Below are 26,880 nucleotides of genomic sequence, written 5' to 3'. Positions count from 1 at the left end.
TCAGGCACTTCGTCAATGACGCGTTCTCCCTTGAAGCCGATTCAGATCGGCCCCGTCCGCATCGACTGCCCGGTCGTCCTCGCGCCGATGACCGGCGTCACCGACATGCCGTTCCGCACGCTCGTGCGCCGCTACGGCTCGGGCCTCAACGTCACCGAGATGATCGCCAGCCAGGCCGCGATCCGTGAGACGCGCCAGTCGCTCCAGAAGGCGGCCTGGCACCTGTCGGAGGAGCCGGTGTCGATGCAGCTGGTCGGCTGTACGCCGTACGAGATGGCGGAGGCGGCCAAGCTCGCGGAGGAGCGCGGCGCCGCGATCATCGACATCAACATGGGCTGTCCCGTCCGCAAGGTGACCAACGGCGACGCCGGCTCCGCCCTGATGCGCGACCTGAAGCTCGCCGCCTCGCTGGTCGACGCGATCGTCAAGGCGGTGTCCGTGCCGGTCACGCTCAAGATGCGGATGGGCTGGTGCCACGACAGCCTCAACGCCCCCGAACTCGCGCGCATCGCCGAGGATCTCGGCGTCAAGATGGTCACCGTCCACGGCCGCACCCGCAACCAGATGTACAAGGGCCAGGCCGATTGGCGCTTCGTCGCCGGGGTGAAGCAGGCGGTGTCGATCCCGGTGATCGTCAACGGCGACATCAACTCGGTCGCCGATGCCGAGGCGGCGCTGGACCAGTCGGGTGCGGACGGCGTGATGATCGGCCGCGGCGCCTATGGCCGTCCCTGGCTGCTCGGCCAGGTTATGGCGGCGCTGAGCGGCGGCGCGGCGCGGCCCGATCCCGACCTGGACGAACAGTACCGCGTCATCGTCGACCACTACGACGCGATGCTGGAACATTACGGCACCTTCACCGGCGTCAACATGGCGCGCAAGCATATCGGCTGGTACACCAAGGGGCTGCCCGGATCGGCCGAGTTCCGCAACGCGGTGAACCAAGAGCTCGACGCGGCCCGCGTCAAGGCGATGCTCGCCGACTTCTACGCCCCCTGGCGGCAGCTTGCCGCCGCCTGACGCGACGCCGCGCGACCGGCCCGGCTTCGCCGACCTGTTCGCGGCGCTGCCCGTGGCCGCGATCGTGGTGTCGCCGGACAGCGTCATCGCCCACGCCAACGCCGCAGCGGAGGAGATGCTGAACCTGTCGGAAAGGGCGATGATCGGCCGACCGCTAGCCAGCGTATTGTCGCCGCCCGACAGCGATGCCGCGGGCGATCCCGGCAATCGGGCGGTGTACGACGCGGAGATCACGACCTCCAAGGGCCGCAGCATTCAGGTTGACCTGTCCGAACGCGCGCTGCCCGATCATCCCGGCTGGCGGATCGTCACGCTGCACGGCGTACCGGGGGCGCGAACGATCGGGCGCAGCGACCACAGCGCCGGCGAGCGCGCGGCGGCGGGTGCGGCGGCGATGCTGGCGCACGAGATCAAGAACCCGCTGTCCGGCATCCGCGGCGCCGCGCAGCTGCTCGGGCCCCACGAACTCACCACGCTGATCGTGACGGAGGTCGACCGGGTCGCGGCGCTGATCGACCGGATGGAGGCGTTCGCCGATCACCGGCCGCTGCAATGCGTCGCTGAGAACATCTATCCGCTGATCGGTCACGCGCGGACGCTGGCGGAGGCGGGCTTCGCGCAAGGGCTGCGCATTGAGGAGCGGTTCGATCCCTCGCTGCCGCCCGCCACCGTCAATCGCGACGCGCTGCTGCAGATCCTCATCAACCTGCTCAAGAACGCGCGGGAGGCGGTCGCCACCGTGGCGGAACCGCGCCTCACCATCGCCACCGCCTATCGTCACGGCATCACCCGCGCGGCGGCGCCGGGGCAGCCGCGCGTCGCACTGCCGATCGAGATCGCGGTGATCGACAACGGACCCGGCGCGCCCGACGACATCGCCCAGCACCTGTTCGACCCGTTCGTGTCCGGCCGGCCGGAGGGCAGGGGTCTGGGCTTGGCGCTGGTCGGCAAGCTGGTGCGCGACATGGGCGGTATCGTCCAATACGCGCGCGAGGGCGAGCCGCGCGCCACCGTGTTCCGCCTGCTGCTGCCGAGGGGCTGAGATGAGCCGCATCCTGTTCGTCGACGATGACGCCGCCGTCCGCACCGTGGTGGCACAGGCGCTGCGCCGCGGCGGCGACGAGGTGACGGTGGCGCCCGACCTGGCGCAGTTCCGCCGCCTGACTGCGGCCGGCCTGCCCGACCTGATCGTGACCGACGTGGTGCTGCCCGACGGCGACGGCATCGACGCGATGCGCGACCTGCGCGCGCGCCATCCCGAGCTGCCGGTGATCGTGGTCTCGGCGCGCAACACGCTGACCACCGCCGTGCGCGCGGCCGAACTGGGCGCGTACGAATATCTGCCCAAACCCTTCGACCTGGACGCCTTGGCCCGCGCGGTCGCGGGGGCGCTGATGCGCGGGCCGGCCGCCGCCGACGCGACCGAGCCGGAGGACGCGGCGCTACCGCTGATCGGCCGCTCGCCGGCGATGCAGGAGGTGTACCGCACCATCGCGCGCGTCGTCGCCACCGACCTGACGGTGCTGGTCGCGGGTGAATCCGGCACGGGCAAGGAACTGGTCGCGCGCGCCATCCACGATCTGGGTCGCCGCGTGGGCGGGCCGTTCGTCGCCATCAACATGGCCGCGATCCCGCGCGAGCTGATCGAGGCGGAGCTGTTCGGGCACGAGCGGGGCGCCTTCACCGGCGCCGCGCAGCGCCACGCCGGGCGGTTCGAGCAGGCGAACGGCGGCACGCTGTTCCTGGACGAGATCGGCGACATGCCGCTGGAAGCGCAGACGCGGCTGCTGCGCGTGCTCCAGACCGGCGAGTTCACCACGGTGGGCGGCGCCCGCACCATCCGCACCGACGTTCGCATCGTCGCCGCCTCGCACCGCGATCTGGCTGCTCTGGTCGCGATCGGGCAGTTCCGCGAGGACCTGTTTTATCGCCTCGCCGTTGTGCCCGTCGCACTGCCACCGCTGCGCGAGCGCGGCGACGATATCGGCCTGCTCGCCCGCCATTTCCTCGACGCCGCGGCGATCGAGGGGCTGCCCCGGCGGACGCTGTCGGATGACGCGCTGGCCGCGCTCCTCGCGCACGATTGGCCCGGCAACGTCCGCGAGTTGGAGAATCTGGTCCGCCGCCTGGCCGTGCTCGCCCGCGACGAGGTGATCGACGCGGCCGCCGTCCACGCCTCGCTCGGTGGTCGCCGCTCGCTCGCCACCGATACGCAGGCGGGCGCGACGGTGGGGGACGCGGTGCGGCAGATCGTCGAGCGGCTCGCCCGCGAACGGCCGGCCGCGTTGGAAGACGGATCGCTCTACGACCACGTCATCGCAGAGGTGGAGCGTCCGTTGATCGAGATCATGCTCGCGCGCCACGGCCACAACCAGCTCCGTACGGCCCGTGCCCTCGGCCTCAACCGCAACACGCTGCGCAAGCGGCTGGATCAGCTCGGCATCGTTTTGGGCACCGAATGAACCTAAATTGTGGTTTTCATGCAACGGTGGAGCATGTAGAGCGATCGCGATGATCGCAGTCGCGACCTCGTTGGAAATCGGAGAGACGTCGCGCCGGCGGTGGTCGGTGACGCCCGCGGTCGAGCTGCTCGTCCTCGCCATCGCGGTCGCCGTCGCGATCGGCAGCTACTTCATCCTGTCCAGTTCGGGCGAATCGCAGCGGCTGATCGAGCCGGCGCTGGTCGCGTCGATCCTGATCGCCAACCTGGTCCCCGGCATCGCGCTGCTGGTGCTGTTCGGCCGGCGCGTGGCGCGGCGCCGTGCCGCCCGATCGCCGATCGGGGGCGAGGGGCGTCTCCACGTCCGCCTCGTCGCGCTGTTCTCGGTCGTGGCGGCGGTGCCGATGCTGCTCGTCACCATCTTCGCGTCGCTGCTGTTCCAGTACGGCGTGCAGTTCTGGTACTCGGATCGGGCGCGCGGCGTGTTCGAGAACGCGACCGAGCTGACGCGGCAGTCGTTCAAACAGACGCTGAGCTGGTGGGAGGAGGCCACGGTGACGATGGCCGCCGATATCGGCAGCGAGCTTCAGGGTTCGCCCAGCAGGCAGGCGCTCTACCAGTATGTCGGCACGCAGCTGTTCCTGCGCAGCCTCAGCGAGGGAGCCGTCTTCGCGGTCTCGCCCGATAACCGCATTCGCACCGTGGTGGAGGTCAATCCCTACAACATCGACATGCCGGCCCAGCTGAACGCGGAGATGGTCGCCTCGTTGCGGCAGGGGCAGCGCAGCGTCGTCAACCTCAAGACCAATCGCATCCAGACGGTGACGGCCATCCCCGGAATGCCCGGTTTCCTCTTGTACACAGGCCGGATCACCGAACCCAACGAGTTGCAGCAGCGGACGGCGCGGGCGGAGACGGCGCTCGCCAACTACCGGGCGTTGCTGGAGGAAGCACGCTCGCTCCAGCTTCAATTCAACGCCGCGCTGCTCGTCATCTCGCTGTTAATCGTCGGCATCGCGGTGTGGATCGCGCTCAAGGTCGCCGACCGACTGGTTCACCCGGTCGGCGAACTCGTGGACGCCGCCCGCCGCGTCGCCACCGGCGACCTGTCGGCGCGGGTGCCGGAGCGACGGGAACGGGACGAGGTCGGCACGCTCGCCGCCGCCTTCAACCAGATGACGGGGCGGATCGAGGCGCAGAACGGCGAGCTGCGCGCGGCCAACGACCAGCTGGAAAGCCGCCGCACGCTGATCGAGGCGGTGCTCGCGGGCATCTCCGCGGGTGTGGTCGCGACCCGTCCCGACCGGACGATCAGCATCGCCAACGCCTCCGCCGTGCGGCTGCTCGATACCGATGCCGACGGTGTCGTCGGCCGCTCGCTCGCCGACGTGGCGCCGGAGCTCGACTCGCTGGTGAACACGGGCGCGCGGGAGGCCGTGGTGCAGGTGGGCGAGGGGGCCGGCGCCCGAACGCTGGCCGTCCGCCTAGCCGATATCGACCGCGGGCCGATCCTGACCTTCGACGACGTCACGCAGCAGCTGGTCGACCAGCGCCGCGCCGCCTGGTCCGACGTGGCGCGTCGCATCGCCCACGAGATCAAGAACCCGCTCACCCCCATCCAGCTGGCGGCCGAGCGGCTTCAGCGTCGCTACGGCGGCAAGGTCGATGCCGACGATCCCACCTTCGCGCGGCTGACCGAGACGATCATCCGCCAGGTCGGCGATCTGCGGCGAATGGTGGACGAGTTCTCCTCCTTCGCGCGGATGCCGAAGCCCGTGTTCCGCGAGGAATCGCTGATCGACGCGGCACATCAGGTCATGTTCCTGCACGAGGTCGCCCATCCCGCGATCCGCTTCGCGCTGGTTCACGACGATCCGCCGCCGACCCTGGTGTGCGATCGCCGCCAGATCGGCCAGGCGCTCACCAACATCGTCAAGAATGCGGTGGAGGCGATCGAGGGCCGGGGCGGCGGCGGTGGCGAGATCACGCTGACCCTGACCGAGCGAGACGGCATCGTCGAGGTGACGGTATCCGACGACGGCGTCGGCCTGCCCGCCGCACGCGACCGCATTGTCGAGCCGTACATGACGACGCGGGCCAAGGGCACCGGCCTGGGACTGGCGATCGTCAAGAAGATCGTCGAGGAACATTGCGGCCGGATCGACTTCGCCGACCGGCCCGGTGGCGGCACGATCGTGCTGATGACCTTCGACGCCGCCATGCTGGCCAAGCTCGACCAGGGGGCGGCCGCTCCCGAACCCGGCGGTGAGGATCATCTCGCCGCCCTCTCTCTCAATCGGACCTGACGCGATGCCGCTCGATATCCTTATCGTCGACGACGAACTCGACATCCGCGAACTGGTCGCCGGCGTGCTGGAGGACGAGGGCTACGACACCCGTGCGGCCGGCGACAGCGACGCCGCGCTGGAGGCGATCGCCGCCCGGCGGCCGTCGCTTGCGCTGCTCGACGTGTGGTTGCAAGGGTCGCGGCTCGACGGCCTGGAACTGCTGGACGAGATCAAGCGGCGCGACCCGTCGATCCCGGTGCTCGTCATTTCCGGCCATGGCAGCCTCGACACGGCGGTGGCGGCGATCCGCAAAGGGGCGGTGGACTTCATCGAGAAGCCGTTCGAGGCGTCGCGGCTGCTCCACATGGTGGCCCGCGCGACCGAGACCGAGCAACTGCGGCGCGAGGTGGAGAGTCTCCGCCAGTCGTCCGGCCGCGACAACGACCTGACCGGCAGCTCGGCCGCGATCAACGGCGTGCGCGCGACGCTGAAGCGGGTGGCGGCGACCGGCAGTCGCGTGATGCTGGTCGGCCCCGCCGGCGTGGGCAAGGAGGTGGCGGCGCGGCTGCTGCACGGCTGGAGCAACCGCGCCGCCGCGCCCTTCGTCATCGTCAGCGCCGCCAACATGACGCCCGAGCGCGTCGAGGAGGAGCTGTTCGGGATCGAGGAGGGCGGCGACCTCGTCCGGCCCGGCCTGCTCGAACAGGCACATGGCGGCACGCTGTTCCTGGACGAGATCGCCGACATGCCGATCACCACCCAGGCGCGCATTCTGCGGGTGCTGACCGACCAGAGCTTCACGCGGGTAGGGGGCACACGCGTGGTCAAGGTGGACGTGCGCGTCGTCTCCGCCACCTCGCGCGACCTGACCGACGAGATCGCCGCCGGGCGCTTCCGCGAGGACCTATACTACCGCCTCAACGTCGTCCCCGTGCCGATCCCGCCGCTCGCCGACCGGCGCGAGGACATCCCGCCGCTCGTCCTCCATTTCCTGGCGCATTACGCCCGCGAGCGGCGGGTGCCGACGCCGGAGATCGCCGCCGACGCGATGGTGGCGCTGCAATCCTATGAATGGCCGGGCAACGTCCGCCAGCTGCGCAACGTCGTCGAACGGACGGTGATCTTGGCGCCCGGCGACCGGATCGGCCGGATCGAACTCGACCTGCTGCCCGCCGAGGTGATGGGCACCGACGCGGGCGGTGAGCGGGGATCGACGACGATCATGGGCGCGCCCTTGCGCGAGGCACGCGAGACGTTCGAGCGCGAGTATCTACGCGTCCAGATCCGCCGCTTCTCCGGCAACATTTCGCGCACCGCGAGTTTCATCGGCATGGAACGCTCGGCGTTGCATCGTAAATTGAAACTCCTCGGCATCAGCGACACGCGCGAGGATTGACCCGCTGGACGGGGGTGGGGCGGGAGCGCTACGATCCCGCCGCCGTCCTCGGACGGTTTTTCCGACGCCGGGCAACGGCGCAGTCGCGGATCGCGATCCGCCAAGAAAGAAAGGGCTGAAATGGCCGACAAGCAGGCATCGCTCCAGGACCTGTTCCTCAACGCGCTCCGCCGCTCCAAGACGCCGGTGACCATGTTCCTGGTCAAGGGCGTCAAGCTCCAGGGCATCGTCACCTGGTTTGATAATTTTTCCGTGCTGCTCCGCCGCGATGGCCAGTCCCAGCTGATCTACAAGCACGCCATCTCCACCATCATGCCCGGTGGCCAGTTCGACGTCGCGCCGCTGGTCGAGGCGGTGGGCGAGAACCAGCGCAAGTCGCCGCTGCTCCAGGAACTGTTCTTGAACGCCGTCCGCAAGTCGGAGGACAGCGTGACGATGTTCCTCATCAACGGCGTCATGCTGCAGGGCCAAATCGCCGGGTTCGACCTGTTCTGCATGCTGCTTCACCGCGAAGGCATGGTGCAGCTCGTCTACAAACACGCGGTGTCCACCATCCAGCCGGCTGGTCCGCTCAACCTCTCCGACGAGCAGGCGGACGCGGATTGAGCGCGGTTTCCGGCAGCAGCGGGGCGGGGTTCGACCGCGATCGTGACGAGTTCGCGCGCGGGGCCCGCACGATCGTGCTGTTGCCCGACCGTGGCGACTCGTCGCGCGACGCGGAGGCGCGGCTCGACGAGAGCGCGGGGCTGGCGATGGCGATCGGGCTGGACGTCGTTGAGCGTGTTGCGCTCCGCGTCCGCCAGCCGCGGCCGGCGACGCTGATCGGCAGCGGCCAGGTCGAGGAGCTGGCGCAGCGGATCGTGATGGAGGAGGCGAGGCTGGTCGTCGTCGACGCCGCGCTGACGCCGGTGCAGCAGCGCAACCTGGAGACGGGGCTGGGCGCCAAGGTGATCGATCGCACCGGCCTGATCCTGGAGATCTTCGGCGAGCGCGCCGCCACGGCGGAGGGGCGATTACAGGTCGAACTCGCGCACCTCGACTATCAGGCCGGGCGGCTGGTGCGCAGCTGGACCCATCTGGAGCGGCAGCGCGGCGGCTTCGGCTTCCTGGGCGGTCCCGGCGAGACGCAGATCGAGGCCGACCGCCGGCTGATCCGCGATCGCATGGCGCGGCTGCGGCGCGAGCTGGACCAGGTCAGCCGCACCCGCGGCCTGCACCGCGAACGGCGGCAGCGCGCACCCTGGCCGGTGATCGCGCTGGTCGGCTACACCAATGCCGGCAAGTCGACGCTGTTCAACCGACTGACCGGCTCCGCGGTGATGGCGGAGGATCTGCTGTTCGCGACGCTCGACCCGACGCTGCGCCAGATCTCGCTGCCGGGGCTGGACAAGGCGATCCTGTCCGACACCGTTGGCTTCGTTTCCGACCTGCCGACGCAGCTCGTCGCCGCGTTCAAGGCGACGCTGGAGGAAGTGGTATCGGCCGACCTGCTGATCCACGTCCGCGACGTCGCGCATCCCGATACGGAGGCGCAGCGCGCCGATGTGGAGGCAGTGCTCGACGAGATCGGCGTCGATCCGGCGACGCCGCGTTTCGAGGCGTGGAACAAGCTCGACCTGCTGGACGACGAGCGGCGCCAGTCGCTGTCGCCCGAGGCAGCGCGGCGCGACGACGTGATGGCGATCTCCGCGCTGACCGGGGAGGGTGTCGACGCGCTGGTGGACACGGTTGCCGCACGACTGACCGCGGGGCACCGCCGCTACGAGATCGCCGTGCCGGCCACCGACGGCGCCGCCGCGGCGTGGCTGCACGCGCATGGCGAAGTGCTCGACCAGCATAGCGAGGGCGAGACCACCATCTTCGCCGTGCGGATGGGCGAGGGGGATCACGCCCGCTTTACCCGACGCTTCGCTTAGCCTCGCTCCACAACGTCTCCTTCGCGTCGAGGTCGAGGCCGGCGAAATCCGGACCCGCAGCCTGTTCCATCGCGGCGAAGCGGCGCTCGAACTTCGCCGTCGAGGCGCGCAACGCCTGTTCGGGATCGATGCCGAGGTGGCGGGACCAGTTGACGACGCTGAACAACAGGTCGCCGATCTCGTCGGCGCGGCTGTCGTCGCCGGCCGCTGCCACCTCGGCGAGTTCCTCGTCGATCTTGGCGCGGGGTCCGGCGGCGTCGGGCCAATCGAAGCCGACGCGCGCGGCGCGGCGCTGGATCTTGTCGGCGCGCTGCAACGCCGGCAACGCCAGGGCGACGCCCGCCAAGGCGTGCCGGTGCCCGCGTTCCTGCGCCTTCAGTTCCTCCCAGCCGACCTTGGCGGGTGCGTCGCCGAAAATGTGCGGGTGACGACGCTCCATCTTGTCGGCGATTGCGGCGGCGACGGCGTCGAAGTCGAACAGGCCGGCTTCCTCGGCGATACGGCTATGGAACACGACCTGGAGCAGCAGGTCGCCGAGTTCGTCGCGAACGTCGTCGCTGTCGTGGCGCGCGATCGCGTCGGCGACCTCGTATGCTTCCTCGATCGTGTACGGGGCGATCGTCGCCCAGGTCTGCGCACGATCCCACTCGCAACCGCCATGCGGGTCGCGCAGCCGCACCATGACCGATCGGAGACGGTCGAGAGGGGAAACATCAGTCATGTAACTGTAAACCCGATAATATACATTATGTAAAATGCTATGATGGCTCGGGTGAGAGGACCAGCGTTCGTCCTTCCACTCGCCATGACGACAGCCGCGACAGAAAGTTCATGCCGAGCACGTCGGTGTCGCCGAACGCCGGCGACACGACGACGCCGACATCGTCCATCGCGATACCGCCGATCTTCACATGCTTCACCGTCGCGGTACGGGCTTGGACGCTGCCGTTGGCCGTTCCGATGATCGCCGGGAACGGACTCTCGTCGAGATCGAGGCCGATCGCGCGCGCGGTGGCGAGCGACAAGGCCGTCGTCGTCGCGCCGCTGTCGACCAGCAGGCGTCGTTCGACACCATCGAGCGTCACGGTGGCATAGAAATGCCCGTCGCTCGCCTGCGCGATCCGCACGTCGCGTCCGCTCACCTGCTGGCCGCTGAGCAGGCCGGAGAAACGGTCCCGCTGGCCGACAAGGACCAGGCCGACGAGAAAGATGCCGACCCATGCCGCGGCCATCTTGAGCGTCGGGCCGAGCGGCACCCGCCGCGCGACCAGCGCCGACAGCGGCAGCAAGATCATGATCCCGTAGAGCAGGATCGAGGCGGCGTCGTCGCTCACCCCGCCAGCACCTGCCCGTCATAACCCGGCTCGACCCCGGTCGGCAGCGAGGCACGGAGCGATCGATAATCCATGCTCTGATCCATATGGATCAGCGCCGTTCGCCCGGGCGCGAGATCGGCTGCCCAGTCGAGAACCTCGTCCACGGTGGGATGCGAGGGATGCGGCTGGCGGCGGAGCGCGTCGACGATCCACACGTCGAGCCCGCGGTAGAGCGCCCGCATGTCGGAGGTCATCACGTTGAAGTCGGTGGCGTAGCCGATGCTCGTGCCCGCCGCCTCGAAGCGCAGGCCGACGGTCGAGATCGACCCGTGCGGCTGATCGACCACGAACACGTCGATGCCGCCGATCCGAAGCCGATCGGGCAACGGCCGGCCGCTGACCGTCGACGGGTAGCCGCCGCGCCCCTGAAAGACGTAGGCGAACCGCGTCTCCAGCGCAGCGAGCGTAGTGGGCCGCGCGTAACCGGGCACCGGCGTGCCGGTGACGTGGAAGATCTGGCGAAGGTCATCGATGCCGTGGCAGTGATCGGCATGATCGTGCGTCCAGATGACCGCGTCGACCCGGTCGACCTGAGCGGCGAGCAGCTGTTCACGCATGTCGGGGCTGGTGTCGACCAGGATGCGCGTGCCTTCATGCTCCACCAGCAGCGACGCGCGCGTGCGACGATTGCGCGGCTCGGCGGGGTCGCAGGCGCCCCAGTCGTCGCCGATCCGGGGCACGCCCGACGACGTGCCCGAACCGAGGATGTGCGCCCTCACCCCTTCTTGCCCGCCATCGTCTTGGCGAACAGGCAATGGAAGTTCTCCGCCGTCCGTGCCGCCAGCGCCGTCGGATCGTCGCCGCGCAGCGTCGCTAGAAAGGCGAGCGTATCGGCGACGAAAGCCGGTTCGCCCGGCTTGCCGCGGTGGGGCACCGGCGCTAGGAACGGTGCGTCGGTCTCCACCAGCAGCCGGTCCGCTGGCACGTCGCGCGCGGTATCCTGAATGTCGCGCGCGTTCTTGAACGTCACGATGCCCGAGATCGAGATGAAGAAACCCAGTTCCAGCGCGCGGTCGGCGAAGGCGCGGCTGGCGGTGAAGCAGTGGATGACACCGGGATAGGCCCCCTTCCCCATCTCCTCGCCCAGGATCGCGAGGGTGTCCTCCTCAGCGTCGCGGGTGTGGACGATGAGCGGCAGCTGCGTCTCGCGACAGGCGGCGATGTGCGCGCGGAAACTGTCCTGCTGGCGTGCGCGGTCCGAGTGATCGTAGTGGTAGTCGAGCCCGGACTCGCCGATGCCGACGACCCGCGGGTGCGCGGCGCGCTCGACCAGCTTGGCCGTATCGACGTGCGGGTGCTGGTCCGCCTCGTGCGGGTGGATGCCGACGGTCGCCCAGACGTCAGGCTCGGCTTCGGCCGTGGCGAGCACCTCGTCCCACTCGCGCTCGCGCGTGGCGATGTTGAGCATGGCGGTGACACCGCGCGCGCGGGCGCGGGCGAGCACCGCCTGCTGGTCCTCGACCAATCCCTTGTAGTTGAGGTGGCAGTGGCTGTCCGCCAGCATCACGCCGCCTCCGCCGGAAGTTCCAGCCGCGGAAAAGCGGGGGTCGGCGTAGCGAGTGTGAAGCCAGCCGCAACCTGCCGGTCATACCAGCCATCGTCATCCACGGCGGCATGGTCACGCGTGTCGGCGCCGAGTTGGTCGAGGATCGCCCCCGCCCCGTGCGGCACCACCGGCAAGATGGCGATGGCGAGCATGCGGATGGCGCGCACCAGCGTGCCGAGCACGGCGTTCATCCGGTCGGGATCGGTCTTGCGCAGCGACCACGGCGCCTGCACGTCGATATACTGGTTGCAGGCGTAGACGCCGCGCAGCCACGCCTCGATGCCGTGGCTGAGCATCAGGTCGCCGAAGCCTTGCTTCATGCCGGCGCAGGCGACGACGACCTCCTCGATCAGCATGCCGTCGGCCTCGTCCGCCCGGCCGCGATCGGGCAAGGCGCCGCCGAGGTTCTTGGCGATGAACGACAGGGTCCGCTGCGCGAGATTGCCGAAGGCGTTGGCGAGTTCGGCGTTGACGCGCGTCACGATCGCCTCCGCCGAGTAGCTGCCGTCCTGGCCGAAACTGACTTCGCGAAGGAGGAAGTAGCGGAGCGCGTCAACGCCGAACGCTTGGGCGAGGTCACCGGGATCGACCACGTTGCCGAGCGACTTCGACATCTTCTCGCCGCGGCTGAGCAGGAAGCCGTGGCCGAACACCGTCTTGGGCAGCGGTACGCCGGCCGACAGCAGAAAGGCGGGCCAGTAGACCGCGTGGAAACGGACGATGTCCTTGCCGATCAGGTGCAGGTCGGCAGGCCAGAAGCGCGCGTTCGCGGCCTGCGGATCGGGAAAGCCGGTGCCGGTCAGGTAATTGGTCAGTGCGTCGACCCACACGTACATGACGTGGCCGGGGCTGCCGGGTACGGGCACGCCCCAGTCGAAGCTGGTGCGCGACACCGACAGGTCTGACAGGCCACCCTCGACGAAGCGCATCACCTCGTTGCGGCGGCTTTCGGGCCGGATGAAGTCGGGATTGGCGGCGTAGAGATCGAGCAGCGGCTGCTGATATTTCGACAGCCGAAAGAACCACGTCTCCTCGGCGGTCCATTCCACCGGCGTGCCCTGCGGCGAACGGCGGTCGTCGCCCTGCCCCACCAGTTCCTTCTCGTCGTAGAAGGCTTCGTCGCGCACCGAGTACCAGCCTTCGTAGCGGTCGAGGTACAGGTCGCCCGCCGCGGCCATCCGCTCCCACAGGGCCCCGCTGGCGGCGTGGTGGTCGGGCGCCGTGGTCTGGATGAAGCGGTCGTAGCTGATCGACAGGGCGTCGCACATGGTCCGGAAATGCGACGACATCTCCGCGGCGTACTCGGCCACCGGGCGCCCTTGCGCGCGCGCGGTCTGTACCATCTTCAGCCCGTGCTCGTCGGTGCCCGTCTGAAAATAGACGTCGCGCCCGGCCTGCCGCTGGAAGCGCGCGATCGCGTCGGCGGCGATCGCCTCGTACGCGTGGCCGATATGCGGACGGCCGTTGGGGTAACTGATCGCGGTGGAGATATAGAAGGGGTCGCCCATGCCCGCGCGCCTACGCCGCGTGGAGCCTCGCGACAAGGCCGGCCATCTCCCACACCGTGCCGCCCGCGTCGAGCGACAGACCGCGCGCGGCGCCCGCCAGGTCGCGGGCGGCGGCATGGGCATCGAGCGCGGTGCGCAGCGCCGCGCCCGCGCGCGACCGCGCCTCCTGCGCGACGAAGGCCGGAACCCGGTCGAGAAACGCCTCGTAGCGGGCCTGCGCGGCCTTGCCCGCCAGCTTCCTGGCGAGCGCGGCACGGCGGGCGTTGTCGGGATCGCCATCGGCGGCGATGGCCGCGATGGCGGCGTCGACCTCGGCCAGGTCGAGCCCGGCGAAGCGCAGGCCGCGGCCGGGGGCACCGTCGGCGGCGGCGACCAGCGCCGCGATCTCCCGCTCGTCGGCCTCGGGAGACGCGCGGCGCAGCGCGGTGGCGGTCTCCTCGTCGGTCAGCCGGCCGAACCGCACGATCCGGCAGCGCGACCGGATCGTCGGCAGCAGCTTGCCCGGCGCATGGCTGACGAGCAGGAAGATCGTGCCGGCGGGCGGCTCCTCCAGATTCTTGAGCAGGGCGTTGGCGCCGCTCCTCTCCAGGTCGTCGATCGCGTCGATGAGCACCACTCGGCGGCTGCTCATCGACGGCACGGTCGCGAACAGCGGCTGGAGCGCGCGGACCTGCGCGATGGTGATCGAGCGGGCGAGATCCTCGTCGGGCTTGTCGGCGTCCTTGGGCAAGCGGGCGAGCAGGCGGTAGTCGGGATGCGACCCCGCCTCGACCAGCGCACGCGTGCGACTGTCGTCCGGCACGCCGAGCCCGCTCGGCAGCACCTCGCCTGCCCCTTGCGCCAGCATGCGCAGCGCGGCGGCCTGGGCGAAGCTCGCCTTGCCGACGCCCTCCGGCCCGGTCAGCAGCCAGGCATGGTGGAGCGCGCCGCCCGCCAGCGCGGCGAGAAAGGCGTCATGGGCAGTGATGTTGCCGAGAAGGGTCATGCGTGAAGCGATCCGTCACACCGGGCTTGTCCCTGTGTCCAGGGCCAAGCAGCGGTGCAATCGTGGCTCTGGATGCCGGATCAAGTCCGGAATGACGGAAGCATGGAGCTCAGCCGAACAACGACGTCAGCCCCGCCCAAGCCCGACCGAAGAACCCGGCCTCCCCCACGTCGGCGGCCGCCACCAGCGGCAGGCGCTGCGCGGGCATGTCGGGCGAGGTGACGACGAGGTCGGCGATGTGCTGCCCCGCCTTGATCGGCGCCTTGATCGGCCCCTGGTACACGACCTTGGCGGCCAGTTCGGGGGCGAGGCCGGCGGGAATGGTGACCTTCAGGTCCTGCCCGGCGACCAAGGCGACTTTCGACGCGTCGCCCATCTGCACCTCGGCGGTGGCGACCTGCTTGCCCTTGGCGGCGACCGGCTTCGCCTGCCACGCGCGGAAGCCCCAGTTCATGAAGTTGACGGACTCGTCGGCGCGCTGGTTGAAGCTGTTGAGCCCCGCCATCACCATCACCAGCCGGCGGCCGTTCTGCTCGGCCGAGCCGGTGAAGCCGTAACCCGCTTCCTCGGTATGGCCGGTCTTCAGCCCGTCGGCACCGGCGACGCGGCCGAGCAGCGGATCGCGGTTCGCCTGGGTGATGGCGTTGCCCCCCATCGTCTTGCCCCAGGTGAAGTCGCGGCGGCTGTAGAACTGTTTGTAGAGCTGCGGAAAGTTGGTGATCGTCTGCTCCGCCAGCGTCGCCAGGTCGCGCGCGGTGACAAAGGTCACGCCCTCGTCCGGCCAGCCGTTCGAATTGCCGAAATGGCTGTTCTTGAGGCCGATCTGCTGGGCCACGCGGTTCATCCGCTCCGCGAAGCTCTGCTCGGTGCCGGAGATGTGCTCGGCCAACACCACGCAGGCGTCGTTCCCCGACAAGGTGACGATGCCGTAGAGGAGGTTGGCGACGCTGACCTGCTCGCCCGCCGACAGGAACATGGTCGAGCCCGCCTGCGGCCCGTGCCACTTGCGCCAGGTTTCCGGCTGCACGGTCACCATGTCGTTGAGCTTCAGCTCACCGCGCTTGATGAGGTCGAAGGCGACGTAGACCGTCATCATCTTGGCCATCGACGCGGGCGGCATGCGCCGGTCGGCGTCGCGCGAGAACAGCACCGCGCCGGTCGACAGGTCCTGCAGAAAGGCGACGGGTGCCGGCGTCTGGAACTGAGGCGCCGCCGCGAGCGTGGGAACCGCCGCGGCCACGAGGGAGAGCGGAGCGGCGATGGGCGCGATAAGCTTCATGAGGAGGTCCGTGGTCAGGCGGTGGCGGTGAACTGCGCATCGGCATAGCCGCACGCGGCGGCGGCGTCACGCGCGCTCGGCGTCTATCCTTCGATCGCGTCGGCGAGCAGCCCGACCGACAGCGCGTAGAAGTTGGAGCAATTGTAATCCAGGATGACGCGGTAATTGCCGGTGAGCAGATAGGCGGTCGCCGTCTCCCCGTCCGGTTCGATCAGCGTCGCCTGCACGTCGTCGGCCGGCCAGGCGCGTCCCTGCGGCACCAGGCCGAGCGCGCGCCACTCGCCGATTGTGCGCCAGCCGCTGTGGCGCTGGAACACCCGCGGGCAGCGCGGGCTGACGAGACGGTTCTGCACGGACGATCGGTCGACGCTCGCCGGCACCGACACCGCCACGCCCCAGGGCTCGCCCGGACGCCAGCCGGCATCGGTGAAATAGTTGGCGATGGAGGCGAGCGTGTCGGCCTGGCTCGACCAGATGTCGGCGCGGCCATCCCCGTCGCCGTCGCGGGCCAGGCGCAAGTAGATGGACGGCAGAAACTGCGGATTGCCGGTGGCACCGGCCCAACTTCCCTTCAGCTGCGACCGGGTGATGCCGCGATCGACCATCTTCAGCGCCGCGATCAGCTCGCCCTCAAACAGCGCGCGACGGCGCCCTTCGTAGGCGAGGCTGGCGAGCGAGCGGATCAGGTCGAAATTGCCGGTGTACGACCCGTAGTTCGTCTCGTGCCCCCAGATGGCCACCATCACCGATTGGGGTACCCCCGTCTCGCGCTCGATCGCGGCGAGGCGCCCGCGCTGCGCCTGATACACGGCACGCCCGCGATCGATGCGGGCCGCGTCGACATGCTCGCGGCGATACGGCGCGAAGGGCGAGAAGCTGCTGCTCTGCGGATTGCCCGGCTGGGCGCGATCGAGATCGATCACGCGGCTGTTGAGCGTCAGCCCGGCGAACTCGCGCGCCACCGTTCCCGCCGACACCCCTTGGGCGACGGCACGACGACCGACGTCCTGCAGATAAGCCTGGAAGGCGAGCTCCTGCGGCGACGGAGCCACATCCTGCGCGGCGGCAGGCGTGGCAGTGATGGACAGCCCGACGGCGGCGAGCGCGAGCATTCGCGCGAAGATGATCCCCCTCATGCCGACCTCTGTCGCGATTGCGGGCGGCGGGGGCAAGCTCGGGCCGTCGTCGGGCTTGCACGGGCGAGCGCGCGCGCTATGCGGAGCGTGTCGGAGAGATGGCCGAGTGGTTTAAGGCAGCGGTCTTGAAAACCGCCGTGGGTTCACGCCCACCGTGGGTTCGAATCCCACTCTCTCCGCCACCGGCTCAGTCGACGATCAATTGGTCGAGCTGGTCCTGCGACAGCGGCTGACGGAACTGGCAGCCGGCGGTGAAGTCGTCCGCCCACATCACGTCGGCCACGACCTGCCCAATCTGCGGCAATGTCAGTTCGATCGACTGGCCGCGGCGGAGGGCCGAGTAGCTGGAAAGGCGGGCGCCGTGGAGGGAGATGTCCACGACCTTGCAGAGCGTGCGGCCCATGCCGCCGCGGTCGAGCTCGGCGTCGAGCGACACCGACGCGCGCTCGGAGCGGCGTCGGCTCGCGATGTCTGCGGGTTCGAACTCGGCGGCGAACATGCGCCCGGTATGACGCGAAAATGGTTTCCGCCGAGTGAACGCAATTACTTGCGGAGCGTGAGCCCGCCGCCGAAGCGCTTGTTGAAGCGGGCGACCTGACCACCCTGATCGAGGAGCTGACCCTTGCCGCCGGTCCAGGCCGGATGCGCCAGCGGATCGATCTCCAGCGTCATCGTGTCGCCTTCCTTGCCCCAGGTGGAGCGGGTCTCGTACACGGTGCCATCGGTCATCTGGACCTTGATGGTGTGATAGTCGGGATGGGTATCGGCCTTCATGGCAATCTGCTCCGAGGACGGCTGGTTCCGACCAGCCTGGAAATGAGAGGACGCGCGCCTAGCGGCGGACGCCCGGAAAGTCAAAGGCGGGTGCCTACGCCGCCTTGGGCGGATCGGCGATCATCGCCGTGAAGTTGGCTTCGGCGACGAGCTGCCCGTCGATCGTCGCGCGTCCGGCGAACTTGCAGACGGAGGCGCGCTTCTGCACGAACTCGGCCTCCAGGCGAAGCAGGACGCCCGGTTCGACCGGCTTCCTGAACTTGGCGCCGTCGATCGCCATGAAATAGACGAGCTTGCCCGAGCCGGCGAGGCCCAGGCTCTCCACCGCCAGGATGCCGGCGGCCTGCGCCAGCGCCTCGACGATGAGGACGCCGGGCATGATCGGTCGACCGGGAAAGTGGCCCTGGAAGAACTGCTCGTTGATCGTCACCGCCTTGATGGCGGCGATCGACCGGTCCTTCTCCAGCTCCTCGACACGGTCGACGAGGAGCATGGGATAGCGATGCGGCAGCGCCGCCATGACCCGCCCGATGTCGAGCGGACCCATGCTCCCCTCGCCCATCGGTCAGCGGCCGCCGGTCGACGGACGCGCGGGCGTCGTGGCGGCGGGGCGGGCACCCGCGGTCGGCGCGGCACCGGCGGCACCGCCCTGCTGCTGCTGGCCGGGCTGCCAGTTGGCGGGCGGCGTGGTGTTGACGGTCGGCACCAGGCGATCGAGCTCGGTGGTGATCGCCGCGGTCACGTCGGCGGCGGGCTGGCTGAACAGCGCCGCGTCGGGACGGAGCAGCAGGTTGATGTTGCGCGCACGCACCACCGCCTGGACGGCGTCCGGCAGCTTGGCCGAGATCTGCTCGATCGCGTAAGCCTGCGCGCGCGAGGCGGGCGCGGTCAGGCGCTGGAGCTCGGCCTGGCCGGCCTGCTCGCGGGTCTGGATCGCCTGCGCCTGGGTCTGGAGCGATGCCTGATTGGCATTGGGCGCCGCGCGGGCGGTGTTGAAGGCGGTCACCAGCGGCTGGAGTTCGCGGCTGATCGCGTCGCGGCGCGCCTGCGCCTGATCGAGCTGCGTCTTGTACGTCGTCTCGATCTGCGTGCGGGCAGTGGCCCAGGCGCGCGAGCCGGCGACGGCGCCTTCCGGGTTGGCGATGGCGACGCCGCCTGCCTGCGCGAAGGCGAGACCTGGGGCAACGGTCGGCGCGGCAACGAGAGCCGCAGCGAGGAGGATCGTCTTGAGAGTCATCAGAACTGCGTCCCTACGTTGAAAGTGATGAGTTTGTCGTCGTCGCCACGTTGTTTGATAAGGGCGCGGGCGAGATCGATGCGGAGCGGGCCGAACGGCGAGTTCCAATTGACGCCGACGCCGACCGATACGCGTGGCCGAGGAGAGTTGCCGAGAAACTCCTCGAAGAAGAGTGGCTGAGCGACATTCACGGTGTTGCCGACGCACGCGCCGGTCGGAACGAGGCGCTCACCCGTGGGACAGGTGGTCGTCGCGCCGGTGGGTGTCGTGTAGTTCCGGATCAGGTTCGGTGAGCCATCGGGATTGAAGACCAGATTGCCGTTCGCATCGCGGGTTTGCGCGAAGTTCTGGTTCAACAACGGGCGCGTGACGCTGAAGAGGCTGCCGACCTGCGCGTAGATCGATGGCCGCAGACCCAGTTCCCGCGCGCCTGCCCCCAGCGGGATTTCCAGTTCTGCCCGGCCGAGATAATAGGCGCGCCCACCCAGCGAGTCGTCGCTGTTGTTGTTGTTCCGATCGACGGGAAGCAGCGCCTGCTGCGTCACGCTGTCGTTATAGAAGCGGCGACGCACGCGAGGTCCGACACCGCGGATATCGAAGCCGCGGAAATTGGGTTCGCCGAGATAGAAGCGGTCGGTGATCCGGACCCTGTCCGCACCGGCGCGGATACGATCTTCCCACGAGAAGATGTAGCCGCCCTCGCCCAGCACCGAGAAGATGAAGCCTTTACCCAGCCCGAAATACTTGGCGCCGTTGACCGAGGTGCGGAGGTACTTCACGTCGCCGCCCAGCCCGGCGAAATCCTGGCTGAAGGTGAAGCGGGTGCCGGCGGTCGGGCGCAGGCCGCTGTTGAGGCTGTTGTAGATCAGCGAGTAACCGATCGACGACGTCCAGCGATTGCCGAGCTGGTCGCAGAGATACTGACCGGCGAGCAGCGGGTCGCACTGCCCGGTCACGCCGCGCCCGCGTGCTCCGACCGTCAACTCATCGTAGGACAAGCCGTAGCGGCCGGACAGCGACCAATATTCCGTCAGCGGCACGCCGGCGCGAGCCTGGAAACCGGTGGAGATCTGCTGGTAGAAGCTCTCGCGATTGTTGTTGGCGCCGAACGTGAACTGGTTGAGATCGCGGCGGAACACGTCGACGCCGACGGCGACGTTCTTGTCGAACAGGTACGGCTCGGTAAAGCCGAGCTGCACCGACTTCTGATAGCTCGAATAGTTCACGCCCGCCGACAGCGTCTGCCCCTTGCCGCGGAAATTCTCCTGCGTGATGTTCGCCTGGATGATGAACCGCTCGAGGCTGGAGAAGCCCGCCGACAGCTGGAGCTGACCGGTCGACTTCTCCTCCAGCGGCGCCTCGATGATGATGCGATCGGGTGCCGAGCCTTGCGTACGCTTCAGCTCCATCTTGTCCTGGAAGAAGCCCAGGCTGTTGATGCGGTCCTGCGAGCGCTTGATCTGGAAGTCGTTGAACGCGTCGCCCTCGGCCAGGCGCATCTCGCGGCGGATGACCTTGTCCTGCGTCTGCGTGTTACCATTGATGTCGATCCGCTCGACATAGGTGCGCTGCGCCTGGCCGATGCGAAACTCGACTCCCATCGTCAGGTTGGATCGATCGGGCTTGAAGTCGGCATTCGTGTCGGTGAACGCGTAGCCGAACAGGCCGGCCGCCTGGTTGAGGCTGTCGATCGAATCCTCGATCAGCTTGGCGTTGTACCAATCGCCCTTCTTCATCGGCAGCGACTTGGCGAGCGCCTCGTTGTTGAAGTCGCGGATCTCGCTGTCGACCGTGACGTCGCCGAACTTGTACCGCTGTCCTTCCTCAACGACGTAGGTGATGATGAAGTCGCGCTTGTCCGGCGTCAGCTCCGCGACCGCGGAGGTGACGCGGAAATCGGCATAGCCTTGCGTCAGGTAGAACTGGCGCAGCTTCTGCTGGTCGTAGTTGAGCCGATCCTGGTCGTAGGAGGTGTTGGACGACAGCAGGCGGAACCAGCGCGACTGTTTGGTCGCCATCTCACCGCGCAGCTGGTCGTCCGAGAACTTTTCGTTGCCGATGATGTTGATCTGGCGGACCTTGGACTTGGCGCCCTCGGTGATCTCGAACACCACGTCGACGCGGTTCTGGTCGAGGTTGACCTGTTTGGGATCGACCACCGCGGCGAACCGGCCTTGGCGACGATAGAGCTCGATGATCCGCGCGACATCGGCGCGGACCGCGGTTCGCGTGAAGATCTGACGGGGAGCGAGCTTGATCTCCTTCTGGATCTTGTCGCTCTTGATCGCCTTGTTGCCTTCCAGGATCACCCGGTTGATGATTGGGTTCTCGCGGATACGCAGCACGATGTCGCCGCTCTCGACACCCGAGATCGAGTAGTCGGCGAACAGTTCGGACGCCTGAAGGTCGACCAGCGCCTGGTCGAGCGTGGCGGCGGTATAGGGGATGCCGACGCGCAGCTTTGTGTAGGAAAGAACCGTCTCCGGCTCGATACGCTGGGAACCCTCGACCCGCAGCGTGCGTATAATTCCCGACGACACCGGCGCGGAAGCCGCGGGCGTAGCCTGAGCCTCCGCCGGCGCCGCAGCAGCGGGCGCGGCAGTGTTTGGCGCGGGAGCAGTGGTCTGCGCCGCGGCCGGGACGCCGGCGAGCATGGTGCTCGCGAGCAGCGTCGCGCCGATACCGGCGACGTTGAAACCGTTATTCTTCACTCACCCACCCCAACGAAAACGGGCACCCCTGCGCAATCCGCCCTGCCCCAGACTGGTCAACCGATCAAGCCGGCCAATCCGCGCCACAGGCCGAACTGACCCAGGTCGTTGAACGTCACGAACAGCATCAGCGCGAGCAGCGCGGCGAGGCCGCCGCGGAACGCCCATTCCTGCACCGCCGGCGTGACCGGCCGGCGGCGCACCGCCTCGATCGCGTAGAAGAACAGGTGACCGCCATCGAGCATCGGTACTGGCAGCAGGTTGATGAACCCCAGATTGATCGACACCAGCGCGATCAGGCCGATGAACGCGGGCCAGCCGAGCGACATCTGCTCGCCCGACACCTTGGCGATCCGCAGGGGCCCGCCGAGCTCGTCGACCGAGCGGCGGCCGGTGACGATCTGACCGAGCGCGTCGATCGAGCCGCGTACGATGGCGCCGACCTGCGTCGTTCCCTGGACCAGCGCCGCGGGCAGCGACACCGGCCGATATTCCGTCGGCGGGCTGCCGATGCCGAGCCGACCGAGGCGATACTCGTTGCCGAACCGATCGCGCTCCACCGCGGTGCCGATGGTCAGGCCGATCGTCGCGGGGCGGCCGGCACGCTCGATCGCCACCTCCGTCCGCTCGCCGGGGCGCAGCATCGCATACTGGGCGATGTCGGCGAAATCCTCCATCGCCCGGCCGCCGATCGCGAGCACGCGGTCGCCGCTGCGCAGGCCGCTCGCCGCGGCGGCGCTGCCGGTGACGACCTGCCCCACCACCGGCGGCGCCGTGCGGACGCCGTAGGTCCAGGCGAAGCCGGCGAGGATCAGCGCGGCGAGCACGAAGTTGACGACCGGCCCGGCCGCGACGACGATCGCGCGCTGCCACACCGGCTTGGCCTGGAAGGTCGCGGCGCGCTCCGCGGCGGGCAGCGCCAGCCACTCGGGCGTCGGCACGCTGGCGGGGTTCATGTCGCCGGCAAAGCGAACATAGCCGCCGAGCGGCAGCCAGCCGAGTTTCCAGCGAGTGCCACGCCTATCCGTCCACCCCGCGACCTCGTTACCGAAGCCGATGGAGAAGGCTTCCGCCTTGATGCCGAACCAGCGGCCGGCGAGATAATGGCCCATCTCGTGCACGAAGACGAGCGGGCCGATCGCCGCGATGAAGGCCAGGATGGTCAGGAAAAGGCCGGGATTGTCCATCAGGCGACAGGGTCCTCTACGCGACCCCGAATGAGGTCGCTCGCGCGCGCCCGCGCTTCGGCATCGACCGCGACGACCGCGTCTACGGTGCCCGGAAAAGGCGGATCGAACGTCGCCAGCGTATCGGCGACGATTGCGGCGATTTCGAGGAAGCCGATCTTTCCGGCGAGGAAGGCGGCGACCGCCATCTCGTTGGCGGCGTTAAGGATCGCTGGCCGCGCACCGCCCGCCGCCAAGGCCTCGCGCGCCAGGCGCAACGCCGGGAAACGTTCGACATCGGGCGCGGCGAAGTCGAGCCGGCCGAGCGCGACCAGGTCGAGCGGCGCCATGGGCGTCTCCATCCGGTCGGGCCAGGCGAGGCAGTGAGCGATCGGCACACGCATATCCGACGGGCCGAGCTGCGCCAGCATCGAGCCGTCGTGATACTCGACGGCCGAGTGGATCACTGATTGGGGATGGATCACGATCTCTATCCGCTCGAGATCGACCGGAAACAGGCGCGCGGCCTCGATCAGCTCCAGCCCCTTGTTCATCATGGTCGCGGAGTCGACCGAGATTTTGGCGCCCATGGACCAGTTTGGATGCGCCACTGCCTGCGCCGGGGTGACGGCGCGCATCGCATCGGTCGACCAGTCGCGGAACGGGCCGCCCGACGCGGTCAGGACGATGCGGCGCACCGCCTTCGCCTGCGCCGGCGCGAAGCACTGGAAGATCGCGTTGTGCTCGCTGTCCGCCGGCAGCAGCGTCGCGCCCGAGGCGGCGGCGGCGGCGAGGATCAGCTCGCCGGCGGAGACCAGCGGCTCCTTGTTGGCGAGCACCACCGTGCCGCCGCCCGCTACCGCCGCCATCACCGGCTCCAGCCCCGCGCAGCCGACGATCGCCCCCATCGTCCAGTCGGCGCCCGAAGCGGCAGCCTCGATCACCGCTGCGCGGCCGCCCGCGACGCGCGTGGCGGTGCCCGCGAGCGCGTCGCGGAGCGCCGGCAAGCACGCCTCGTCGGCGACCACCGCCAGCTCGGCGTCGGTGCGATGGGCGGCGGCGGCGAGCTTGGCGACGTCGCTATAGGCGGTCAGCGCCCGCACCCGGAACCGGTCCGGCGCGCGCTCGACCAGGTCGAGCGTCGAGGTGCCGACCGATCCGGTCGCGCCGAGGATCGTGACGCTTCTCACGAGAAGGGCAGGAAGACGAGCAGCGCCGCGACCGGCGCCACGGGAACGACGCCGTCGAGCCGGTCGAGCACGCCGCCGTGGCCGGGCAGGACGCCGCCCGAGTCCTTCACGCCGGCACGGCGCTTCAGCGCGCTCTCGAACAGGTCGCCGCCCTGTGCCAGCACGGCGAGGAACGGCGTGGCGAGGAACAGGTGAAGCGGCAGGCCGTCGCTGGCGTACAGGCCGAAGGCAAGCAGGGTCGCCAGCAAGATGCCGCCGAAGAGCCCCGACCAGGTCTTGGCCGGGCTGATCGCAGGGGCGAGCTTGGGGCCGCCGATCGTGCGACCGGCGAAGAAGGCGCCGATGTCGGTCGCCCAGACCAGCGCCAGTGCCCAGAGCGCGAGGAGCAGTCCGTTGGGCAGCGCCCGCAACGTGACGAGCGCCAGGACGGGAACCCCGCAATAGACGACGCCGAGCCCGAGCTGGCGCTTGTTGGTGGTGATGAGGAGGAAGAAGGTCGCCGCGGCGATCAGGCCGAGCGTGAAGAAGGGGCGCGCCTCGATGATGAGCCAAGTCGGCGCCATCGTCGCGAGCGGGACCGAGAGGGCGAACTGGCCCATCCGTTTCTCGCGCGGGGTGGCACCCGACAGCTCCGCCCACTCCGCCATCATGAACAGCGCGGCGACGACCGTCAGCAGCCAGAAGACGATGTCGCCCATCAACAGCGCGGCGATCGCGACGGAGATCATGGCAATGCTGGCGATCATCCGCAGCCGCAGGTTGGACGGCGTACGGAACTTCGCGTCGGGCGTGCGCAACGGCGCCTCGGGGGTCACAGGCCGCCGTATCGACGCTGACGCCGGCCGAAGACCGCGATCGCATCGGCGAGCGCGTCGGCATCAAAGTCGGGCCAGAGCGTGTCGACGAACAGCAGCTCGGCATAGGCCGATTGCCAGAGAAGGAAATTGGACAATCGCTGCTCGCCGCTGGTGCGCACCACCAGATCGAGCGGCGGCAGGTCAGCAGTGTCGAGCTCCGCCTCGATCGCGGCCTCGTCGATGGCGGCACCGCGTTCGGCCAGGCGGCGCGCCGCGGCGGCGAGTTCGGCCTGCGCACCGTAATTGAGCGCGATCGCTAGGATCGGCCCGGTGTTGCCGGCGGTACGCATTACCGCATCCTCGATCAGCTGGACGAGATCGGGCGCGAGCGCGCGCCAGTCGCCGATGATGCGCAGCCGTACGTTCTCGCGCGCGAGTTCGGCCAGGTCGGAGCGGATGAAGAGGCGCAGCAGGCCCATCAGGTCGCCGACCTCCTCCGCTGGTCGGCGCCAGTTCTCGCTGGAGAAGGTGTAGAGGGTCAGCGCCTCGATCCCCATCGCGCGCGCGGCGCGGGTGACGCGGCGCACCGCCTCCACGCCCGCCTTATGGCCGGCAAGGCGAGGAAGATGGCGGTGCTTCGCCCAGCGACCGTTGCCATCCATGATGATCGCGACGTGGCGGGGCACCACGGCGACGTCGGGCACGGCGGAGAGGATCGGAGCGCTGCTCATGGTCGCGCCTCCGGCGGAGCAACCGACCGCTCATGCCCTTGGCATGAGCTAAGCAGCTGGCGCTGCTCGCCGGTCACTTGCCCAGGATTTCCTTCTCCTTCGCCGACGACGCGGCGTCGATGTCAGCGATGGTCTTGTCCGTCACCTTCTGGAGATCGGTCTCGTGGCGCTTGCGCTCGTCCTCGGCCATCACGTTCTTCTTCTCGTCGACCTTGAGCGAGTCCATGCCGTCGCGGCGCACATTACGGGCGGCGATGCGCGCTTTCTCGGCGTACTGGCTGGCGAGCTTGGCGAGTTCCTTGCGGCGCTCCTCGGTCAGGTCGGGGATCGGCAGGCGCAGCGTCTGGCCGTCGCTGATCGGGTTGAGGCCGAGTCCGGCGGAGCGGATCGCTTTCTCGACGGGACCGACGTTCGACTTGTCCCACACCTGCACCGACAGCATCCGCGGCTCGGGCGCCGACACGGTCGCGACCTGGGACAGCGGCATGTGGCTGCCGTACACCTCGACCGTCACCGGATCGAGCAGCACCGTCGATGCGCGACCGGTGCGCAGGCCGCCCAGGTCGTGCTTCAGCGCCTCGACCGCGCCCGCCATGCGGCGCTGGATATCGGTTTTATCATAGGCTGGCATCAGTCTTCTCCTGCTGCACGATCGTCGACACGCCCTCACCCGCCAGAACCGCGGCGAAGTTGCCGTGTTCGCGGATGTTGAAGACGACGATCGGAATGTCGTTGTCGCGGCACAGCGCCACCGCGGACGCGTCCATGACCTTCAGGTCGTCGGACAGGACGCGGTTGAAGCTGACCGTCTGATAGCGCTTGGCGCCAGGCACCTTCTTGGGGTCTGCATCGTACACGCCGTCGACGCTGGTGCCCTTGAACAGCGCGTCGCACTTCATCTCGGCGGCGCGCAGCGCGGCGCCGCTGTCGGTGGTGAAGAACGGACTGCCGACCCCCGCAGCGAAGATCACCACGCGCCCCTTCTCCAGGTGACGCTCGGCGCGGCGACGGATGAACGGTTCGCAGACAGAGGCCATCGGGATCGCCGACTGGACGCGCGTATCCACGCCGATCTGCTCCAGGGCGTTCTGCACGGCGAGCGCGTTCATCACGGTCGCCAACATGCCCATATAATCTGCGGTGGCGCGCTCGATCCCCTTGGCCGCGGCGGAGAGGCCGCGGAAGATGTTGCCGCCGCCGACCACGACGCACAGCTCGTACCCTTGCGCACGGACGCCAGCGATCTCCTCGGCGACGCGGGCGGTGACGAGAGGGTCAATGGCCAGCCCCCCTTCCCCCATCAGGACCTCGCCGGACAGCTTCAACAGGATACGCTTGAATGGGGCGGTCATGGACACTCGACTGTACGGGAAAGCGGCGGCGA

General features: G+C 68.9%; 26 protein-coding genes and 1 tRNA gene. 8 read left to right on the top strand and 19 right to left on the bottom strand.

Annotated elements, in window-relative coordinates:
• Positions 1 to 15 precede the first annotated feature (15 nt).
• The 7 genes from dusB to hflX are packed head-to-tail and all read left to right on the top strand — an operon-like array spanning position 16 to position 9,060.
• Entirely contained in the window at positions 16 to 1,020 is a 1,005-nt protein-coding gene (gene dusB / locus BM145_RS01600) for a tRNA dihydrouridine synthase DusB (RefSeq protein WP_093330410.1), read from the top strand.
• Positions 1,007 to 2,062, top strand: a complete 1,056-nt coding sequence (locus BM145_RS01595) for a two-component system sensor histidine kinase NtrB (protein ID WP_093330408.1) — start codon at positions 1,007 to 1,009, stop codon at positions 2,060 to 2,062. Before dusB ends, BM145_RS01595 begins: the two co-directional genes overlap by 14 nt.
• Position 2,063: 1 nt before the next feature.
• Positions 2,064 to 3,482 (top strand): nitrogen regulation protein NR(I), encoded by a 1,419-nt coding sequence (gene ntrC, locus BM145_RS01590; protein ID WP_093330405.1) that lies wholly within the window; start codon positions 2,064 to 2,066, stop codon positions 3,480 to 3,482.
• A 49-nt stretch (positions 3,483 to 3,531) separates the two neighbouring features.
• Positions 3,532 to 5,766, top strand: coding sequence for a sensor histidine kinase (locus tag BM145_RS01585; protein ID WP_093330403.1), 2,235 nt, complete (start codon positions 3,532 to 3,534; stop codon positions 5,764 to 5,766).
• Between the two features lie 4 nt (positions 5,767 to 5,770).
• Complete coding sequence (ntrX, locus tag BM145_RS01580; protein ID WP_093330401.1) at positions 5,771 to 7,144, top strand: nitrogen assimilation response regulator NtrX; 1,374 nt, start codon at positions 5,771 to 5,773, stop codon at positions 7,142 to 7,144.
• A gap of 33 nt (positions 7,145 to 7,177) precedes the next feature.
• A complete protein-coding gene (hfq, locus tag BM145_RS01575; protein WP_281244338.1) occupies positions 7,178 to 7,750 on the top strand; it encodes an RNA chaperone Hfq in 573 nt (190 codons plus the stop codon).
• Positions 7,747 to 9,060, top strand: a complete 1,314-nt coding sequence (hflX, locus tag BM145_RS01570) for a GTPase HflX (RefSeq protein WP_093330396.1) — start codon at positions 7,747 to 7,749, stop codon at positions 9,058 to 9,060. Before hfq ends, hflX begins: the two co-directional genes overlap by 4 nt.
• Here the strand turns inward: hflX and mazG are convergent.
• From mazG to BM145_RS01530, 8 genes are all read right to left on the bottom strand, one after another.
• Positions 9,041 to 9,781, bottom strand: a complete 741-nt coding sequence (gene mazG, locus BM145_RS01565) for a nucleoside triphosphate pyrophosphohydrolase (RefSeq protein WP_093330393.1) — start codon at positions 9,779 to 9,781, stop codon at positions 9,041 to 9,043. The genes hflX and mazG overlap by 20 nt on opposite strands.
• 37 nt (positions 9,782 to 9,818) lie before the next feature.
• The gene (locus BM145_RS01560) at positions 9,819 to 10,394 is read right to left on the bottom strand and encodes a retropepsin-like aspartic protease family protein (protein ID WP_245738994.1); all 576 of its coding nucleotides are present in this window, start codon (positions 10,392 to 10,394) and stop codon (positions 9,819 to 9,821) included.
• The gene (locus BM145_RS01555; protein ID WP_093330390.1) at positions 10,391 to 11,155 is read right to left on the bottom strand and encodes an MBL fold metallo-hydrolase; all 765 of its coding nucleotides are present in this window, start codon (positions 11,153 to 11,155) and stop codon (positions 10,391 to 10,393) included. The genes BM145_RS01560 and BM145_RS01555 overlap by 4 nt, the downstream gene beginning before the upstream one ends.
• Positions 11,152 to 11,940 carry a TatD family hydrolase gene (locus BM145_RS01550; RefSeq protein WP_093330387.1) on the bottom strand — a complete coding sequence of 263 codons (789 nt, stop codon included), beginning with the start codon at positions 11,938 to 11,940 and terminating at the stop codon, positions 11,152 to 11,154. Before BM145_RS01550 ends, BM145_RS01555 begins: the two co-directional genes overlap by 4 nt.
• Positions 11,940 to 13,490 carry a methionine--tRNA ligase gene (metG, locus tag BM145_RS01545; protein WP_093330385.1) on the bottom strand — a complete coding sequence of 517 codons (1,551 nt, stop codon included), beginning with the start codon at positions 13,488 to 13,490 and terminating at the stop codon, positions 11,940 to 11,942. Before metG ends, BM145_RS01550 begins: the two co-directional genes overlap by 1 nt.
• A gap of 10 nt (positions 13,491 to 13,500) precedes the next feature.
• Entirely contained in the window at positions 13,501 to 14,475 is a 975-nt protein-coding gene (locus BM145_RS01540; protein ID WP_093330382.1) for an AAA family ATPase, read from the bottom strand.
• Between the two features lie 109 nt (positions 14,476 to 14,584).
• Complete coding sequence (locus BM145_RS01535) at positions 14,585 to 15,754, bottom strand: D-alanyl-D-alanine carboxypeptidase family protein (protein ID WP_093330380.1); 1,170 nt, start codon at positions 15,752 to 15,754, stop codon at positions 14,585 to 14,587.
• 83 nt (positions 15,755 to 15,837) lie between these two features.
• Positions 15,838 to 16,890: a lytic murein transglycosylase gene (locus tag BM145_RS01530; RefSeq protein ID WP_093330378.1), complete on the bottom strand. Its 1,053-nt coding sequence runs from the start codon at positions 16,888 to 16,890 to the stop codon at positions 15,838 to 15,840.
• Positions 16,891 to 16,982: 92 nt separating this feature from the next.
• On the opposite strand from BM145_RS01530, the gene BM145_RS01525 reads away from it, so the two are divergent.
• Positions 16,983 to 17,072: transfer RNA gene (locus BM145_RS01525), tRNA-Ser, on the top strand.
• Positions 17,073 to 17,077: 5 nt separating this feature from the next.
• Here the strand turns inward: BM145_RS01525 and BM145_RS01520 are convergent.
• The 11 genes from BM145_RS01520 to pyrH all read right to left on the bottom strand — a co-directional run bounded on the left by BM145_RS01520 (position 17,078) and on the right by pyrH (position 26,848).
• The gene (locus BM145_RS01520) at positions 17,078 to 17,389 is read right to left on the bottom strand and encodes a PilZ domain-containing protein (protein WP_093330375.1); all 312 of its coding nucleotides are present in this window, start codon (positions 17,387 to 17,389) and stop codon (positions 17,078 to 17,080) included.
• Positions 17,390 to 17,433: 44 nt separating this feature from the next.
• Positions 17,434 to 17,664: a 50S ribosomal protein L31 gene (gene rpmE / locus BM145_RS01515; protein ID WP_093330373.1), complete on the bottom strand. Its 231-nt coding sequence runs from the start codon at positions 17,662 to 17,664 to the stop codon at positions 17,434 to 17,436.
• A gap of 94 nt (positions 17,665 to 17,758) precedes the next feature.
• Entirely contained in the window at positions 17,759 to 18,211 is a 453-nt protein-coding gene (gene fabZ / locus BM145_RS01510; RefSeq protein WP_093330370.1) for a 3-hydroxyacyl-ACP dehydratase FabZ, read from the bottom strand.
• An 18-nt stretch (positions 18,212 to 18,229) separates the two neighbouring features.
• A complete protein-coding gene (locus tag BM145_RS01505; RefSeq protein ID WP_093330367.1) occupies positions 18,230 to 18,901 on the bottom strand; it encodes an OmpH family outer membrane protein in 672 nt (223 codons plus the stop codon).
• Positions 18,901 to 21,555, bottom strand: a complete 2,655-nt coding sequence (gene bamA / locus BM145_RS01500; RefSeq protein ID WP_093330830.1) for an outer membrane protein assembly factor BamA — start codon at positions 21,553 to 21,555, stop codon at positions 18,901 to 18,903. Before bamA ends, BM145_RS01505 begins: the two co-directional genes overlap by 1 nt.
• A 113-nt stretch (positions 21,556 to 21,668) precedes the next feature.
• Positions 21,669 to 22,802: a M50 family metallopeptidase gene (locus tag BM145_RS01495; protein ID WP_093330364.1), complete on the bottom strand. Its 1,134-nt coding sequence runs from the start codon at positions 22,800 to 22,802 to the stop codon at positions 21,669 to 21,671.
• On the bottom strand, positions 22,799 to 23,968 hold the full coding sequence (gene dxr / locus BM145_RS01490) for a 1-deoxy-D-xylulose-5-phosphate reductoisomerase (protein WP_093330361.1): 1,170 nt from the start codon (positions 23,966 to 23,968) through the stop codon (positions 22,799 to 22,801). Before dxr ends, BM145_RS01495 begins: the two co-directional genes overlap by 4 nt.
• A complete protein-coding gene (locus tag BM145_RS01485; RefSeq protein ID WP_093330828.1) occupies positions 23,965 to 24,714 on the bottom strand; it encodes a phosphatidate cytidylyltransferase in 750 nt (249 codons plus the stop codon). Before BM145_RS01485 ends, dxr begins: the two co-directional genes overlap by 4 nt.
• 65 nt (positions 24,715 to 24,779) lie before the next feature.
• A complete protein-coding gene (gene uppS, locus BM145_RS01480) occupies positions 24,780 to 25,496 on the bottom strand; it encodes a polyprenyl diphosphate synthase (protein WP_177200046.1) in 717 nt (238 codons plus the stop codon).
• Between the two features lie 73 nt (positions 25,497 to 25,569).
• Positions 25,570 to 26,127, bottom strand: a complete 558-nt coding sequence (gene frr, locus BM145_RS01475; RefSeq protein WP_093330358.1) for a ribosome recycling factor — start codon at positions 26,125 to 26,127, stop codon at positions 25,570 to 25,572.
• Positions 26,114 to 26,848, bottom strand: coding sequence for a UMP kinase (gene pyrH / locus BM145_RS01470; protein ID WP_093330357.1), 735 nt, complete (start codon positions 26,846 to 26,848; stop codon positions 26,114 to 26,116). Before pyrH ends, frr begins: the two co-directional genes overlap by 14 nt.
• Positions 26,849 to 26,880: the final 32 nt, after the last annotated feature.

Source organism: Sphingomonas rubra (assembly GCF_900115745.1).
Classification (GTDB): domain Bacteria; phylum Pseudomonadota; class Alphaproteobacteria; order Sphingomonadales; family Sphingomonadaceae; genus Sphingomonas; species Sphingomonas rubra.
Note: the sequence above shows the minus strand (reverse complement) of the source record. Positions and strands in the feature narration are given on the sequence as shown.